This window comes from Neisseria sp. P0008.S010 (genome assembly GCF_051962715.1).
In the GTDB taxonomy this organism is placed as follows: Bacteria; Pseudomonadota; Gammaproteobacteria; order Burkholderiales; family Neisseriaceae; genus Neisseria; species Neisseria elongata.
Window position 1 is genome coordinate 1 of the sequence record NZ_JBQCVA010000008.1, and the last position, 15,684, is coordinate 15,684.

Annotated in this window: 14 protein-coding genes; 11 read left to right on the forward strand and 3 right to left on the reverse strand. The window is 52.0% G+C overall.

Annotation, left to right across the window (positions count from 1 at the left end):
- Positions 1-300 precede the first annotated feature (300 nt).
- Positions 301-2,886: a DNA mismatch repair protein MutS gene (mutS, locus tag ACTHSL_RS03570; RefSeq protein WP_440380365.1), complete on the forward strand. Its 2,586-nt coding sequence runs from the start codon at positions 301-303 to the stop codon at positions 2,884-2,886.
- Positions 2,887-2,998: 112 nt separating this feature from the next.
- The gene (locus ACTHSL_RS03575) at positions 2,999-3,460 is read left to right on the forward strand and encodes a phage tail protein (protein ID WP_440380366.1); all 462 of its coding nucleotides are present in this window, start codon (positions 2,999-3,001) and stop codon (positions 3,458-3,460) included.
- Between the two features lie 90 nt (positions 3,461-3,550).
- On the opposite strand, the gene gnd is transcribed toward ACTHSL_RS03575, so the two are convergent.
- Both gnd and lpxC read right to left on the reverse strand, forming a co-directional pair.
- Positions 3,551-4,999 carry a decarboxylating NADP(+)-dependent phosphogluconate dehydrogenase gene (gene gnd / locus ACTHSL_RS03580; protein ID WP_440380367.1) on the reverse strand — a complete coding sequence of 483 codons (1,449 nt, stop codon included), beginning with the start codon at positions 4,997-4,999 and terminating at the stop codon, positions 3,551-3,553.
- A gap of 358 nt (positions 5,000-5,357) precedes the next feature.
- Positions 5,358-6,278, reverse strand: a complete 921-nt coding sequence (lpxC, locus tag ACTHSL_RS03585; RefSeq protein WP_440380368.1) for a UDP-3-O-acyl-N-acetylglucosamine deacetylase — start codon at positions 6,276-6,278, stop codon at positions 5,358-5,360.
- 448 nt (positions 6,279-6,726) lie between these two features.
- Between lpxC and gap the strand changes: the two genes are divergently transcribed.
- Together gap and ubiG are read left to right on the forward strand one after the other, a co-directional pair.
- Complete coding sequence (gene gap / locus ACTHSL_RS03590) at positions 6,727-7,734, forward strand: type I glyceraldehyde-3-phosphate dehydrogenase (RefSeq protein WP_440380369.1); 1,008 nt, start codon at positions 6,727-6,729, stop codon at positions 7,732-7,734.
- Between the two features lie 148 nt (positions 7,735-7,882).
- Complete coding sequence (gene ubiG, locus ACTHSL_RS03595; protein WP_440380370.1) at positions 7,883-8,602, forward strand: bifunctional 2-polyprenyl-6-hydroxyphenol methylase/3-demethylubiquinol 3-O-methyltransferase UbiG; 720 nt, start codon at positions 7,883-7,885, stop codon at positions 8,600-8,602.
- Positions 8,603-8,668: 66 nt separating this feature from the next.
- Here the strand turns inward: ubiG and tsaA are convergent, their stop codons facing one another.
- A complete protein-coding gene (tsaA, locus tag ACTHSL_RS03600) occupies positions 8,669-9,349 on the reverse strand; it encodes a tRNA (N6-threonylcarbamoyladenosine(37)-N6)-methyltransferase TrmO (protein ID WP_440380371.1) in 681 nt (226 codons plus the stop codon).
- A gap of 100 nt (positions 9,350-9,449) precedes the next feature.
- Between tsaA and ACTHSL_RS03605 the strand changes: the two genes are divergently transcribed.
- The 7 genes from ACTHSL_RS03605 to gltX all read left to right on the forward strand — a co-directional run bounded on the left by ACTHSL_RS03605 (position 9,450) and on the right by gltX (position 15,673).
- A complete protein-coding gene (locus ACTHSL_RS03605; RefSeq protein ID WP_440380372.1) occupies positions 9,450-10,088 on the forward strand; it encodes a nicotinamidase in 639 nt (212 codons plus the stop codon).
- Positions 10,089-10,144: 56 nt separating this feature from the next.
- Complete coding sequence (gene waaC / locus ACTHSL_RS03610) at positions 10,145-11,128, forward strand: lipopolysaccharide heptosyltransferase I (RefSeq protein ID WP_440380373.1); 984 nt, start codon at positions 10,145-10,147, stop codon at positions 11,126-11,128.
- Between the two features lie 16 nt (positions 11,129-11,144).
- On the forward strand, positions 11,145-11,891 hold the full coding sequence (locus tag ACTHSL_RS03615) for an electron transfer flavoprotein subunit beta/FixA family protein (protein WP_440380374.1): 747 nt from the start codon (positions 11,145-11,147) through the stop codon (positions 11,889-11,891).
- Positions 11,892-11,901: 10 nt separating this feature from the next.
- Complete coding sequence (locus ACTHSL_RS03620) at positions 11,902-12,834, forward strand: electron transfer flavoprotein subunit alpha/FixB family protein (RefSeq protein ID WP_440380400.1); 933 nt, start codon at positions 11,902-11,904, stop codon at positions 12,832-12,834.
- Between the two features lie 244 nt (positions 12,835-13,078).
- Positions 13,079-13,696 carry an IMPACT family protein gene (locus ACTHSL_RS03625; RefSeq protein WP_440380375.1) on the forward strand — a complete coding sequence of 206 codons (618 nt, stop codon included), beginning with the start codon at positions 13,079-13,081 and terminating at the stop codon, positions 13,694-13,696.
- Positions 13,689-14,246: a methylated-DNA--[protein]-cysteine S-methyltransferase gene (locus ACTHSL_RS03630; RefSeq protein ID WP_440380376.1), complete on the forward strand. Its 558-nt coding sequence runs from the start codon at positions 13,689-13,691 to the stop codon at positions 14,244-14,246. The genes ACTHSL_RS03625 and ACTHSL_RS03630 overlap by 8 nt, the downstream gene beginning before the upstream one ends.
- 32 nt (positions 14,247-14,278) lie before the next feature.
- Positions 14,279-15,673 carry a glutamate--tRNA ligase gene (gltX, locus tag ACTHSL_RS03635; protein WP_440380377.1) on the forward strand — a complete coding sequence of 465 codons (1,395 nt, stop codon included), beginning with the start codon at positions 14,279-14,281 and terminating at the stop codon, positions 15,671-15,673.
- Positions 15,674-15,684 lie beyond the last annotated feature (11 nt).

Below are 15,684 nucleotides of genomic sequence, written 5' to 3' on the forward strand. Positions count from 1 at the left end.
ACATCATCTTGTCTGTCTTCTAAACAGCGTGAGGCCTAAGCACTCACACTTATCGGTAATCTGTTTGTTAAAGAGCATTGCTGCGGAAGCAGCGAAGAACAGAACTATACAGAACCTCGTAATTCGTGTCAAATCTTGTTAGGATTTTTTTTACTTATTTTTGTAATCTTGTTGTTTGTAATGGAAATTTATATTTTTGAATTTTGTTTTAAAAATCACACACCGAAATTTCCCCACCTGATCCATCGCCCGAATTGCTAAAATGGCTTTTGTTTTTTCTTAATATAAGGCCGTCTGAAAATGAGCAAATCCGCCGTTTCCCCTATGATGCAGCAATATTTGGGCATTAAAGCCGATCATTCGGACAAGTTGGTTTTTTACCGCATGGGCGATTTTTACGAGTTGTTTTTTGACGACGCGGTGGAAGCAGCCAAGCTGCTGGACATTACTTTGACCACGCGCGGCCAGATGGACGGCGAGGCAATCAAGATGGCGGGTGTGCCTTATCACGCGGCCGAACAGTATTTGGCGCGATTGGTGAAGTTGGGGAAAAGTGTGGCGATTTGTGAGCAGGTGGGCGAAGTCGGCGCGGGCAAGGGGCCGGTGGAGCGCAAGGTGGTGCGGATTGTTACACCGGGAACCCTGACGGATTCGGCTTTGCTGGAAGATAAGGAAACAAACCGGATTGCGGCAGTTTGCATACGAAAAAAACGTTTGGGGATTGCTTGGGCATCGCTGCAAAGCGGCGAGTTTAAGGTCAGAATGACGACGCCGGACAAGTTGGCCGACGAGTTGGCACGTTTGCAGGCAGCAGAAATCCTTGTGCCGGATGATAAATCCGCTCTCAATATCGGTCTGCCACAAGCAAATGTTACGCGGCTGCATGATTGGCAGTTTGATGCAGACAGTGGTTTTGACTTGATTACACGCTATTTCGGCTGCCAGGACCTGCGCGGATTTGGTTTGGAAATGGATGATCATGCGCCCGCTATCGGAGCTGCCGGCGCACTGTTGAATTATATTAAGCTGACCCAGTCGCAACTGCCCCGCCATTTGGACGGCTTAAGTTTGGAAAGCGAACAGCAATATATCGGGATGGATGCGGCTACGCGGCGGAATTTGGAGATTACGCAGACTTTGGGCGGCAAGAAGTCGCCCACGTTGTTTTCGGTACTCGACCGCTGTGCCACACATATGGGCAGCCGCCTGCTGGCTTTATGGCTGCATCATCCTTTGCGCAACAGAAGCCATATCCGCGCACGGCAGCAGGCGGTGGCTGCTTTGTTTGGTAACAACGATGACATTACAGGCCGCCTGAAAGGCATTGCGGACATCGAACGGATTGCGGCACGGATTGCGGTCGGTTCGGCACGGCCGCGCGATTTGAGCGGTTTGCGCGACAGTCTGTTTGCTTTGGCACAGATTAAACTGCCTTCTTCGCCTTTACTGGATACGTTGCAAGGCATTTTTCCGGAAGGTGTGGCGGTGGCCGAACGATTGGCGGCGGCGGTTTTGCCCGAGCCTTCTGTTTGGCTTCGGGACGGCGGGGTAATCAATCACGGGTTTTCAGCCGAGTTGGACGAGTTGCGTCATATTCAAAATCACGGCGACGAGTTTTTACTGGCTTTGGAAGCGCGCGAACGGGAACGCACGGGTTTGTCCACTTTGAAGGTGGAGTTCAACCGCGTGCACGGTTTTTATATCGAGTTGTCCAAGGTTCAGGCGGAACAGGCGCCTGCCGATTACCAACGCCGCCAGACGCTGAAAAATGTCGAGCGTTTCATTACGCCCGAATTGAAGGTTTTTGAAGATAAGGTGCTGACGGCGCAGGAGCAGGCTTTGTCTTTAGAAAAAAAATTGTACGAAGGCCTGATACGCGAGTTGCAGGACACACTTCCGCTATTACAGAAGGCAGCCAAAGCCGCCGCAACATTAGATGTGTTGTGCTGTTTTGCCGCCACGGCGGAAGAGGCCAACTATGTCTACCCGGAATTTGCGGATTATCCGGTGATTGAGATTTCGGACGGACGGCATCCGGTTGTCGAACAGCAAGTGCAGCGTTTTACGGCCAATCATACGCGCTTGGACGACAAACACCGCCTGATGCTGCTCACGGGCCCGAATATGGGCGGCAAATCGACTTATATGCGGCAGGTCGCGCTGATTGTCCTGATGGCGCACACAGGCAGTTTTATTCCGGCTTCGGCGGCGAAAATCGGCCCTATCGATCAGATTTTCACCCGTATCGGGGCATCGGACGATTTGGCATCAAACCGTTCGACTTTTATGGTGGAAATGAGTGAGACGGCTTATATTTTGAATCACGCCACACCGCAGTCGCTGGTTTTGATGGACGAAGTGGGGCGTGGCACATCCACTTTCGACGGCTTGGCATTGGCACATGCAGTAGCGGAACATTTGCTGTTGAAAAACGGTTCGTTCGCTTTGTTTGCCACGCATTATTTTGAGCTGACTGCCCTGCCCGAACGTTACCCGGCAGCGGTAAACATGCATTTGAGCGCGTTGGAACAGGGGCAGGATATTGTTTTCCTGCACCACATCGAAGCGGGACCCGCCAGTAAGAGTTACGGCATCGCGGTGGCCAAACTCGCCGGACTGCCCGCACGGGCATTGAAGGCGGCACAAAAGTATTTAGAAAATTTGGAAAGTCAGGCCGCCGAACAAAGGCCGCAGTTGGATTTTTTCGGCTCCGCGCCTTTTGAACCGGACTTTGCCGATGATTCAGCACAAGACGACGAAAGGCCGTCTGAAAAATCATCCGCATTGTTTGCCGAGCTGGATAGTATCCACCCCGACGAGATATCCCCGCGCGAAGCCTTGGACGCACTGTATCATTTGAAGCAATTGGCGGATGGGGAAATTTAGTGTCAAGAAAAATTGTTGAAGATATAATCGCACCGTTGTTTTTAGACAAGGCCGTTTGAAATTTATTTGGATTTCAGACGGCCTGTCCTGTTAAACCGAATTAAAGGAACTTATGATGTCCGTTAAACCTTTGCTGCTTTGCCTGCTGTTGTCCGCCCCCGCCGCCTTCGCCGGCGGCCTGTCCTGCCGAGAAAGCCCGAAACCCACGGGCAATCCCGAAATCGACTCCATCGTTACCCGCTACGAATGCCGCTACGCCGGTTCGCTGAAACAGGCCTACGCCGCCTTTATGAAGCAAGGTTATGACGGCAAAGCGCCTTATCCGAAGACGATTCCCGCCGTCTTGCCGAAAAAAAGCCTGACACTGCGCGGGAGAAATACGGAAGACTGCGGCAATACGGTGAATGAGCAGCCCGAAACTTTGGAATGGTCGTTCAAGCTGCGTTATCAAAATGCTAACCGGGTCGATATGAAATACCGCAAAGTGGATTGCGGCTCGGGCGTTTCCTCCGATACGGAGTTTGTGAAAAGCGGTAAAAGGGTTTTAATCGTCCACAAGTATTACCATTCGTGAACGGGATGGCAGTTTGGAGCAGAAAAACAGGCCGTCTGAAATCCGAAACGGGTTTTCAGACGACCTTATTAACAACCCAACCAACAACAATCAAACATCATAAGTCGTCGAAGCCGTATCGCCTCCGGTACCCGTCCAATTGGTATGGAAAAATTCGCCGCGCGGTTTGTCGGTGCGTTCGTAAGTGTGCGCGCCAAAATAATCGCGTTGCGCCTGCAACAGATTGGCCGGCAGGCGTGCCGTGGTGTAGCCGTCTAAAAAAGTCAGCGCGGAAGTCATACAGGGCATGGGCAGGCCGCATTCGATGGCCTTGGCCGCCACTTTGCGCCAAGACGGCAGCGCGGTTTGCAGGATATTTTTGAAATAAGGGTCGCTGCCCAAGAAAACCAAATCAGGATCGGCTTCATAAGCGTCACGGATATTGCCCAAGAACGCGCTGCGGATGATGCAGCCTTCGCGCCAAAGCAGGGCAGTGTTGCCGTAGTTCAGTTCCCAGCCGTTGGCCTCGCCCGCTTCGCGTATCAGCATAAAGCCTTGGGCGTAAGAAATAATTTTGGATGCCAGCAAGGCCAGACGGAAGGCTTCCAGCCATTCTGCACGGTCGCCCGCCACTGTTTCAACGGTATGGCCGAACAATGCGGCGGCAGTTTCACGCTGCTGCTTAAAGGCGGAAACGCAGCGGGCGAAAACAGCTTCGGAAATCAAAGTCAGCGGAATGCCCAAATCCAAAGCGTTGATGCCCGTCCATTTGCCGGTGCCTTTTTGCCCTGCGGTATCGAGAATCTTGTCCACCAGCGGCAAGCCGTCTGAATCTTTATAGGCAAGGATGTCGGCAGTAATCTCAATCAGATAACTGTTCAGCTCGGTTTTATTCCATGCGGCAAAAGTCTGCTGCATTTCGTCGGCACTCATGCCCAAGCCGTCTTTCATAAACTGATAGGCTTCGCAGATCAGCTGCATATCGCCGTATTCGATGCCGTTGTGCACCATTTTGACAAAATGCCCCGCACCGTCGCGGCCGACCCAGTCGCAACAGGGCTCGCCTTGCGGGGTTTTGGCGGAAATGGCCTGCAAAATGGGTTTGACAAACGGCCAGGCTTCTTCGCTGCCGCCGGGCATAATCGACGGGCCGTTGCGCGCGCCTTCTTCGCCACCGGATACGCCCGCACCGATAAAGCGTATGCCTTTGGCGGCCAGTTCGTGCGTACGGCGGGTGGAATCGGGGAAATTCGCATTGCCGCCGTCGATGATGATGTCGCCTTCTTCAAGGTGTGGCAACAATTGGGCGATAAAGTCGTCCACTACTGTTCCAGCCCGAACCATCAACATGATTTTTCGTGGTTTTTCCAGTTTTTCCACCAAATCGGGAATGCTGTACGCACCGATGATATTCGTGTTTTTTGCCGCGCCGTTGAGAAAATCGTCCACTTTGGAAACGGTGCGGTTGTAGGCCACTACTTTGAAGCCTTTGTCGTTCATGTTGAGTATCAGGTTTTGTCCCATTACGGCCAAACCAATTACGCCGATGTCGCCTTTCATCAGGTATCCTTCAAAATTCGGTTTGAAAATGGCGTAACTTTACCCGATTGCTGCTGTTCCTGCTATGATTTTTGGTTGTTCGCTTTGATTTTTATACTGTTTTTATGAAGCTTTATAACAAAGTCCTATTTTTACGGTTTTGTTTGCCGTTATTTGTACGTTAATATGCCTTTATATAAACAGATTGTTTTGTTGAACCGTTAAATTTTCTGTGGATAAGCTGTTTTATATTTTCTCTTTCAAATAATTAGGCCGTCTGAAAAGCTGTCGGCAACCATCCTGTTTACGCAGAGATGATTGTGGGCTATTTTCAGACGGCCTCTGTTTTCTGTGGATAAACCGGATTTTTCCCCGTTTTTCATGCTGCTTGTCCGTTTATTTGGAAGAATGAGGGTGGAATCAGGCTGTCGTCGGGAAATTCCACCCACTGATAGGCGGTTTCGTCAGCCAATACTGCCCGCAACAGGGCATTATTGATGGCATGACCGGATTTGTAACCTTCAAACGCGCCGATAATCGGATGGCCGACGATATATAAATCGCCGATGGCATCAAGGATTTTATGGCGCACGAATTCGTCGGGATAGCGCAGCCCTTCGGGATTCAGCACGTCGTTGTCGTCGATAACGATGGCGTTGGACAGATTGCCGCCCAAACCCAAATTATGCGACCGCATCATTTCCACTTCCTGCATGAAACCGAAGGTGCGGGCACGGGCGATTTCGTCCACATACGATTGGCCGGTAAAGTCGATTTCGAAAGTCGGCGGGCTGCAATTGAATACGGGATGGTCGAATTCGATGGTCAGCGTTACCTTAAAGCCGTTGTGCGGAGTGAATTTCACCCATTTGCCGTCGGCCTTTACTTCCACCGGTTTGATGATTTTCAAGAAACGCTTTTGCGCCTTCTGATCGATAATGCCGGCATCTTGCAGAAGGTAGAGGAAAGGCAGGCTGGAGCCGTCCATAATCGGAATTTCCGGCGCACTGAGCTCGATTAAGACATTGTCCACGCCGTAGGCCGCAAGGGCGGACATGATGTGTTCGATGGTGCCGACCCGCACGCCTTGTTCGGTTACGATGGTGGACGAAAGACGGGTGTCGTTGATTAGATAGGGCGACAAACGGATGATTTCGCCTTGTTCGCCCGATAAATCGCTGCGGCGGAACATGATGCCTTCGTTTTCTTTTGCCGGATGCAGGGTCAATATCACCCGTTCGCCGGAATGCAGGCCGACGCCTGTCGCGCTGACCGATTTTGCCAAAGTTCTCTGCCGCATATCGCTTCCTTTCCAATCCTAATCATGCCACGTCATCATACGGTAAAAATACGATATCGGCAGCAGGTATTCCATAAATTTTCCCAATCTTTCAGACGGCCTCAGTCTGATGTGGACAACCGCTGCCGAAAAATATCCGCAATCTGGTTTTGTCCACAGATATGGAGGCCGTCTGAAAAAATATCCACAGTATTCAAAAAAGAAAAATTAGCGTTATCCACCTAGTTAAAATTAACATAATGATATGAAATAAATAAATAATTTTTGTTATCCACAATAAATTTCAGCATTCATCGATATCATCAATTTATATTTTCATATTATTTGGTATCTTTTTACGACAAATCGGCAAAAAATAACAGGTAATCTTAGGTAGTCCGTGCCGAATGTGATAAAACGGACCGGCGATATTTCTTTACATCAAAATATTGAAGACAAGGAGTGAGACATGGCTATTAAAGTGGCAATCAACGGTTTCGGACGCATCGGCAGACTGGCTTTGCGCGTTATCAGCGAAACACCGGGCATCGAAGTGGCGGCAATCAATGACCTGACACCGGCAGACATGCTGCTGCACCTGTTCAAATACGACAGCACACAAGGCAGATTTGGCGGAAAAGCGGAATTGAAAAACGGAAATATCGCGGTAAACGGCAAGGAAATCAAAGTATTTTCCAATCCAAATCCCGAAGAACTGCCGTGGGGCGAACTCGGCATAGACGTGGTTTTGGAATGCACAGGATTTTTTGCCAAAAAAGAAAAAGCGCAGGCCCATATCCGGGCGGGCGCGAAGAAGGTAATGATTTCAGCCCCAGGCGGCAATGATGTCAAAACCGTCGTTTTCGGCGTAAACCATCAGATTTTGGACGGCAGCGAAGAAGTGGTTTCCGCCGCTTCCTGTACCACCAACTGCCTGGCGCCGATGGCCGACGTATTGCAACGTGAATTCGGCGTGGTTCAGGGTTTTATGACCACCGTTCATGCCTACACCGGCGACCAGAATACTTTGGACGCGCCGCATCGGAAAAACGATTTCCGACGCGCCCGCGCCGCCGCTTTGAACATTGTGCCGAATACGACCGGTGCGGCCAAAGCCATCGGCCTGGTGATTCCGGAGCTGGCAGGCAAACTCGACGGCTCGGCGCAGCGCGTACCCGTCGCCACCGGCTCGCTGACTGAATTGGTTTCTGTCTTGTCGCGCGAAGTAACGGTTGAGGAAATCAATGCCGCGATGAAGGCTGCCGAAAGCGAAGCCTTTGCCTACACGGAAGATCCGATTGTATCTTCCGACGTTATCGGTTTGCAGGCCGGTTCGCTGTTCGATGCCACGCAAACCCGCGTTATCGGCAGCGGAAATAATCAGTTGGTGAAGACCGTATCGTGGTACGACAATGAAATGTCTTACACCTGCCAGCTTATCCGTACATTGGTTTATTGGGCGGGTTTGAACGCCTAATCCGGTGTCAGTGATTGTTTGGGCCGTCTGAAAAAGGTTTTCAGACGGCCTTTTGGTTTTCTGCGACAGGGATCAGGCTGTCTGAAAGACAAATACGGCAGGCAGTGTTTCGGGTACAATGCCGCCGACCTAAAAAACGGAGAATGCAATGAATCAAACCGAGCAACAGCCGAATGTGGACAACGAAGAAATCGACAAATTCAGCCGCCTGGCCGACAAATGGTGGGATAAAGAGAGCGAATTCAAGCCGCTGCACGACATTAACCCCATCCGTTTGGACTATATCGACCGCTTTGCCGGTTTGGCGGGCAAGAAAGTGCTGGATGTCGGCTGCGGCGGCGGCATCTTGAGCGAAAGCATGGCCGACCGAGGTGCGGCGGAGGTCTTGGGTATCGATTTGGCGGAAAAATCGCTGCAAACCGCCGAAAACCACGCAAAAATGAGGCAGTTGGACAATATTGCCTACCGCTGCGTCAGCGTGGAAGATTTGGCGACCGAAACCCCTCAGGCTTACGACGTCGTTACCTGCATGGAAATGATGGAGCATGTGCCCGATCCTGCCGCCATCATCCGCTCTTGCGCCCGGCTGGCCAAACCGGGCGGCATGGTGTTTTTTTCCACCATCAACCGTAACCCGAAATCTTATCTGCATGCCATTTTGGGGGCGGAATATATTTTGAAGCTGGTGCCCAAAGGTACGCACGACTGGCAGAAGTTCATCACGCCCGCCGAATTGGCGCGTATGTGCCGCCAAGCCGGGCTGGATATTGCCGACAGCAAGGGTTTGACTTACAACCCGCTGCTGAAACATTATTTGCTCAGCGATAAAGTAGATGTTAATTATATGGTTGCCTGCCGGTTGGCGTAGTTTGAAACCTTTTCTTCCGAATGGATTTGAGGCCGTCTGAAAATATCGTTTCAGACGGCCTCAAATTCAAATTGCTTCGATTGGTTTGATTTGAATGATGGCGGCGGTTTGCCCTTCAATCCTAAATTTTACTTCCCAGCCGGCAATTTCCATCACATAAATCCGTTCGGCGATGTCTTGATAGGCCGGGCGCGGGTCTTGGGCGACGGATTGTTCAATCAGGGTTTTCAGGCCGTCTGAAAGGCCGTCCGCCTCAGTCTGCCAAACAATATCCAGCAACGGAGGGGATTCGGTCGCAAAACCAGCAGCCGCGTCGGGGCGGGCTTCGACAAAGGGTATGTAAGGCTTGATGTCGATAACCGGCGTACCGTCCAGCAAATCTGCGCCGCTGCAGCGGATTTTCACGCCGCCGCTGCCGCATTCTATTCCTTCCAGTTTCAACAACGATAAGCCGAGATGGTTGGGACGATGCGGGCTGCGGGTGGCAAACACGCCCATTTTCCGTTTTCCGCCCAAACGCGGCGGCCGCACCATGGGCGACCAGCCTTCGCCGAGTACGCCGTGAAAGATAAAATGCAGCCAGATGTAGCCGAAACCTTCCAAACCGCGTATGGAATCGGCGGTAAATTCGGGCTTCAATTCGATGACAATTTCCGCCGACGGTACCAGCCCGGGCTGGCGGGCGATGCCGAATTTCTGCGTATAGGGCGAATGTACGCGGCCTATGGTTTCTATGGTATACCGCATTGTGGATAACTATGTTGGTAAGTTGTGCGGATTGTAGCACGGTGCGGCGGTGCTTTTGTTATAATGCCGCTCTGTTTGCGGCCGATGGGAAAATAGCGCCATGATTGTTTCGATTGATGTTGATGCACAGAAAACCTTTACCCCGCTTTGTCCGGCGGAGTTGCCCGTGAACGGCGGGGACGCTATTGCGGCGGAATTGAACGCGCAGGCCGAGTTGGCCGATTTGCGCGTGATGACCAAGGACGCGCACAGCCCAAATGCCCGCTGGCTTGTGGATAACCCTGTGGATATGTTGAAACCGACAGGTTTGGCAAACGCTGATTTGACGTGGGTTTCCCATGCGATTGTCGGTAGCGAAGGGTTTGATTTATTAAATGGCCTTCCTGATTATCATGGGTATGATTATTGCGTATGGAAGGGGGTAGATCCTGAATTGCACCCTTACGGCGCGTGTTATCACGATATCGAAGAAAGGTTGAGTACAGGCCTAATCGAATGGCTGACGGCAAAGGGTGCGGAAACAGTTCTGGTGGGCGGTTTGGCCACCGATTATTGTGTCAAACATACGGTATTGCAGCTTTGCCGCAGCGGAGATTGGCAGGTTATCGTGAATGCGGCAGCTTGCCGCGGCATTGCCGAAGAAACGGTTGAACAAGCTTGGCACGAAATGCAGGCAGCCGGAGCAATGGTATTGCCAAATGCTGAAAAGATAAAAGATTATTTTAAATCATCAGTTTAATTCTGTTTCACGTGAAACAGGCCAATGTGGTGCAAAAGGAATCTGGCGATAACGCAATGAAAGTATTATTGGTCCGCCTGTCGAGTATGGGCGATTTAATCCACACTTTGCCGGCGGTAAACGATTTATCCGTCTGCCGCCCCGATATCGAATTGCATTGGTTGTGTGAAGCAGGGTTTGCCGATATTGCGCAGCTGCATCCTTTTGTGAAAAAAATTCATACCCTAAGCTGGCGGCAATGGCGCAAACAGTTGGGTAAAAGGGAAACTTGGCAGGAAATAGGCCGTCTGAAAACCAATTTGCGGCAAGAAAAATTTGATTTGGTGTTGGACAGCCAAAGCCTGATAAAAAGTGCACTGCCGGCAAAAATGGTAGGTGCGCCGGTGTGGGGGTTGGACAAATACAGTGCGCGTGAAAGCTGGGCGGCCTGTTTGTACAACCGGGTGTTTCCTGTTCCTAAGGGCCGAGATGCCGTTTGGCGCAACCGCAGTTTGTTTGCCCAAGCATTCGGTTACAAATTGCCGGAAAAATTGATTTTCGGGGCGCAAATTCCCGAAAAAGGCCGTCTGAAAACCGAAAAACCGTATTATGTTGCCCTACATGCCACCAGTCGCGACAGCAAATTATGGCAGCCTCAATATTGGCGCGAGCTGATGCGGCTGATGCATGAACGAGACGGCGGTACGATATACCTGCCTTGGGGCAGTGAGAAGGAAAAAATCCGTGCCGAGAGCTTTTCAGACGGCCTGCCGTATGTTCGGGTGTGCGATAAAATGAATCTGATGCAGGCGGCAGAATTATTGCAGGATGCGGCCGGCGTGGTCGGTGTGGATACGGGGCTGCTGCATCTGGCCAATGCGTTCGATAAGCCTTTGGTCGGTATTTATACCGATACCGACCCCGAAAAAACCGGCGTGCAATCGTCGTCCAAAGCGGCCAATATCGGCGGCATCGGCCAAATGCCCGAGCCGCAAGCCGTTTTCAAATTACTGTTGCAGGGCATGGATGCGGAAAAACAGCCCGAACAAACAACCCAATAACATTAAGGAAAAGAAAATGAAAGCACTGGTTGCCGTAAAGCGCGTGGTAGATTACAACGTCAAAGTGCGGGTGAAGGCCGACGGTTCGGACGTAGACATCGGCAACGTCAAAATGTCGATGAACCCGTTTGACGAAATCGCGGTGGAAGAAGCCGTGCGCCTGAAAGAAGCGGGCAAAGTAAACGAAATTGTGGCCGTGTCGTTGGGTGGCAAAAAATGCGAAGACACCCTGCGTACCGCCTTGGCGATGGGTGCTGACCGCGCCGTCCATGTTGAAACCGAAGCCGCTTTAGAACCGCTGGCGGTGGCCAAACTGCTCAAAGCCGTGGCCGAAAAAGAACAGCCGCAAATCCTGCTGTTGGGTAAACAGGCGATAGACGACGACGCCAACCAGACCGCCCAAATGCTGGCCGCCCTGCTGAACGCGCCGCAAGGCACATTTGCCGGAAAATTGAAAATCGACGGCGGCGAAGCCGTGGTAACGCGCGAAATAGACGGCGGCATGGAAACCGTCGCCCTGAAACTGCCCGCCGTCGTCAGTGCGGATTTGCGCCTGAACGAACCGCGTTACGTCAAACTGCCGCAGATTATACAGGCCAAGAAAAAACCGTTGGAAAAATCCACGCCCGAAGAATTGGGCGTAAACACCGCCCCCCGCATGCAGGCCGTGCGCTATGACGAACCGAAGGTGCGGCAGGCCGGCGAAAAAGTCGGCAGCGTGGCCGAACTGGTGGAAAAACTCAAAGCCGCCAAAGCGATTTAAGGAGAAAATGATGAACGTATTAGTAATCGCCGAACACAATAATCAAACCTTGAATCCGGCCGTCCGCCATGCCGTTTCCGCCGCCGCCAAACTGGGTGGCGTACATCTGCTGGTGGCGGGAAATGGTGCGGCGGCCGTGGCGGAACAGGCGGCGAAAGTGGCCGGCGTGGAAAAAGTATTGCTGGCCGATGCGCCGCATTATGCCGAAGCATTGGCGGAAGAACTCGCGCCGTTGGCGGTGTCGCTGGCTGCCGATTACCGCTACATTGCCGCTGCCGCCGATGCCTTCGGCAAAAACCTGATGCCGCGCATTGCCGCTCTGTTGGACTACCCGCAGATATCGGACGTGGTTGAAATCATAGACGGCGACACCTTCGTGCGTCTGATTTACGCCGGAAACGCACTGGTTACATTGAAATGTACAGAGCCGAAATTGGTGCTGACTTTCCGCACCACCGCTTTTGATGCCGCCGCAGACGGCGGTTCGGCCGAAACCGTTTCTGCCGCACCTACGCCCGCGCAAAATATCAGCCGATTCGTCAGCCGCGAGCTGCCGCAATCAGAGCGTCCCGAACTGACGCAGGCGCGTGTGGTGGTGTCAGGTGGCAAGGGTTTGGGCAGCAAAGAAAATTTTGATGCCGTGCTGACCCCGTTGGCCGATGTTCTGGGTGCGGCAATAGGCGCGTCCCGTGCGGCCGTTGATGCCGAATACGCGCCTAACGACTATCAGGTCGGACAAACCGGCAAAGTAGTCGCACCCGAACTGTATATCGCGGTCGGCATATCCGGCGCAATTCAGCACATCGCCGGTATGCAGGACAGTAAAACAGTGGTCGCTATCAACAAAGACCCTGAAGCGGCAATTTTTAATGCGGCAGATTACGGCATAGTGGGCGATTTGTTCGACATCGTGCCGCAATTGACGGCCGCGCTGAAACAATAAGGCGTTTCACGTGAAACAGGCCGTCTGAACGGAAACATAAGCGCATCCTCTTTCATACGGCCTGTGCTTTTAAACTCATCATATCTCAAATATAAAATCCGATGCAGTTAAGACACAACTACGGTTGGAACGGTGTGAAAAAGACGTGCTTTATGTGCAATTTCAATATCCGTTTCAAAAAGATGGAAGGCTTGTTGTCGGCAGTGTGCAAAACGGTTTTCATTGCCAGGAAGGCCGTCTGAATATGGCTGATACTTTTCGTACCCTGTCCGCATCGGCTGAAGCTGAATTTAAAGATAAGGGCAGCCGTTTTATTGCCTACGCCTACCCGATACATACCACCGAAGATGTAAAAAAACTGCTAGATGATCAGCGACAGGCACATCATAAGGCACGGCATTGGTGTTATGCCTACCGCCTTGGTACAGACGGCCTGCAATTTCGCGCCAACGACGACGGCGAACCTTCCGGCAGCGCAGGACGGCCGATATTGGGGCAGATTGATTCTTTCGGTCTGACTGATGTATTGATTATTGTCGTGCGCTATTTCGGCGGTACACTGTTGGGTGTTCCGGGCTTGATACATGCTTACAAAACAGCTTCAGCCGAAGCCTTGAAAGCCGCTGTTGTCGTCGAAAAAAACATCGAAAAAATCGTATTTTTGCGCTGCAATTATCCAAATTTGAACGATGCCGTGAGGATTGCTAAACAGCATCAGGCTGAAATTATTGCACAAGATTTGCAACTCGACTGTCGTCTGACCGTGTGTATCCCGCAAGCCAATTATGAAAACTGTTTGGCTGCTTGGCGGCAGACGCGTGCGATTGATATCAATGAGCAAGGAAATGCGGAAGATGAATAATCACATCCAAAGGCCGTCTGAAACCGCCGCTGATAGTTTAAACCGCATCGAAATAGATACTCCGCTTGGTGAAATGACGGCCGTATTCAGCAGAAAAGGGCTGTGCCTGCTCGAATTTACCGACCAACAGACTTTGTCGCGTGAATTACAGGCCGTTATGAAACACCATAATGCGGAGAAATGTATTGAACAAAAGAACGCCGATACTGAAAACCTGTGCCGCCAATTGGCTGAATACTTTGCCGGTCGGCGGCAAAACTTCGACATACCGCTCGATTTAATCGGCACACCGTTTCAACAGCAGGTTTGGCATATCCTGCAAACCATACCTTATGGCGATACGTGCAGCTACAAACAGCAAGCCGAAGCTTTGGCTAATCCCAAAGCCGTTCGTGCGGTGGCTGCCGCCAACGGTGCAAACAAAATCTCCATCATTATTCCCTGCCATCGTGTTATCGGCAGCAATGGCAAGCTGACCGGCTATGCCGGAGGATTGCCGCGCAAACAGGCATTGTTGGATTTGGAAAGCCACCGTATCCCTCTGTTTTAAATTAAATATCTTACATAAATATTGGAAACAGCATGACAATCAAAACCCGTTTCGCCCCCAGCCCCACCGGCTACCTGCACATCGGCGGCGTGCGCACCGCCTTGTTTTCATGGGCGTTTGCCCGCCATCACAAAGGCGAGTTCCTATTGCGTATCGAAGACACCGACTTGGCGCGTTCCACCGCCGAATCCGTCAACGTCATCCTCGACGGCATGAAATGGGTCGGTCTCGATTACGACAACGCCGACAACGTTGTGTACCAAACCCGCCGTTTCGACCGCTATAAAGAAGTCATCGCCGAACTCTTGGAAAAAGGCGCCGCCTACTACTGCTATTGCAGCAAAGAAGAGCTGGAAGCCATGCGCGAGAAAGCCGAAAAAGAAGGCACGGCGACTTACGACCGCCGCTGGCGTCCCGAAGCAGGCAAAACCCTGCCCGAAATCCCTGCTGACGTGCAACCGGTCGTCCGCTTCAAAACGCCTTTGGACGGCGTGACCAAATGGACGGACTTGGTCAAAGGCGAAATCTCCATTCCCAACGAAGCACTCGACGACCTGATTATCGCCCGCGCCGACGGTACGCCGACTTACAACTTCTGCGTCGTCGTGGACGACTACGACATGGGTGTTACCCACGTTATCCGCGGCGACGACCATGTGAACAACACCCCGAAACAAATCAACATCTTAAAAGCCATCGGCGCTAACCTGCCCGAATACGGCCACCTGCCCATGATTCTCAACGAACAAGGCAAAAAAATCTCCAAACGCAGCGGCGATACCGTCGCCATCACCGATTTCGGCGCGATGGGCATCCTGCCCGAAGCCATGCTCAACTATCTGGCGCGTTTGGGCTGGGCGCACGGCGACGACGAGTTCTTCACGATGGAACAATTCATCGAATGGTTTGATTTGAAAGACGTTTCCCCGTCTCCAAGCCGTATGGACTTGAAGAAACTCTACTGGATCAACGGCGAACACATCAAAATCACCGCCAACGAAAAACTCGCCGAACTCGTCAAACCCCGCCTCGCCCTGCTCGACATTTACGACACGGCAAAACCCGCGTTGGAAGACGTGTTGGCATTGGTCAAAGACCGCGCCCAAGACCTGAACACGCTCGCCGACGAGTGCCTCTACTTCTACGTCAAACAAACGCCCGCCGAAGCGGACGTGCAGAAACACTGGGACGACGAAGCCGCCGCCCGTATGCTGCGTTTCGCCGAACGCCTCGAAGGGCTGGAAGACTGGAACGCCGAAGCCATACACGACCTGTTCAAACCCTTCTGCGACGAAGAAGGCATCAAAATGGGCAAACTCGGCATGCCCCTGCGCCTTGCCGTCTGCGGCACGGCGAAAACACCCAGCGTCGATGCCGTGTTGGCACTAATCGGCAAGGAAGAAGTGTTGAAACGGATACGTTCGTAAAATAGAAAGGC

Coding starts and splice junctions, on each gene's coding strand:
- gnd (WP_440380367.1), bottom strand. CDS start 4,999: ATGAAAGGCGACATCGGCGTAATTGGTTTGGCCGTAATGGGACAAAAC.
- ACTHSL_RS03630 (WP_440380376.1), top strand. CDS start 13,689: ATGAATAATCACATCCAAAGGCCGTCTGAAACCGCCGCTGATAGTTTA.
- ACTHSL_RS03625 (WP_440380375.1), top strand. CDS start 13,079: ATGGCTGATACTTTTCGTACCCTGTCCGCATCGGCTGAAGCTGAATTT.
- gap (WP_440380369.1), top strand. CDS start 6,727: ATGGCTATTAAAGTGGCAATCAACGGTTTCGGACGCATCGGCAGACTG.
- ACTHSL_RS03575 (WP_440380366.1), top strand. CDS start 2,999: ATGATGTCCGTTAAACCTTTGCTGCTTTGCCTGCTGTTGTCCGCCCCC.
- mutS (WP_440380365.1), top strand. CDS start 301: ATGAGCAAATCCGCCGTTTCCCCTATGATGCAGCAATATTTGGGCATT.
- ACTHSL_RS03605 (WP_440380372.1), top strand. CDS start 9,450: ATGATTGTTTCGATTGATGTTGATGCACAGAAAACCTTTACCCCGCTT.
- lpxC (WP_440380368.1), bottom strand. CDS start 6,278: ATGCGGCAGAGAACTTTGGCAAAATCGGTCAGCGCGACAGGCGTCGGC.
- ubiG (WP_440380370.1), top strand. CDS start 7,883: ATGAATCAAACCGAGCAACAGCCGAATGTGGACAACGAAGAAATCGAC.
- ACTHSL_RS03620 (WP_440380400.1), top strand. CDS start 11,902: ATGAACGTATTAGTAATCGCCGAACACAATAATCAAACCTTGAATCCG.
- tsaA (WP_440380371.1), bottom strand. CDS start 9,349: ATGCGGTATACCATAGAAACCATAGGCCGCGTACATTCGCCCTATACG.
- gltX (WP_440380377.1), top strand. CDS start 14,279: ATGACAATCAAAACCCGTTTCGCCCCCAGCCCCACCGGCTACCTGCAC.
- ACTHSL_RS03615 (WP_440380374.1), top strand. CDS start 11,145: ATGAAAGCACTGGTTGCCGTAAAGCGCGTGGTAGATTACAACGTCAAA.
- waaC (WP_440380373.1), top strand. CDS start 10,145: ATGAAAGTATTATTGGTCCGCCTGTCGAGTATGGGCGATTTAATCCAC.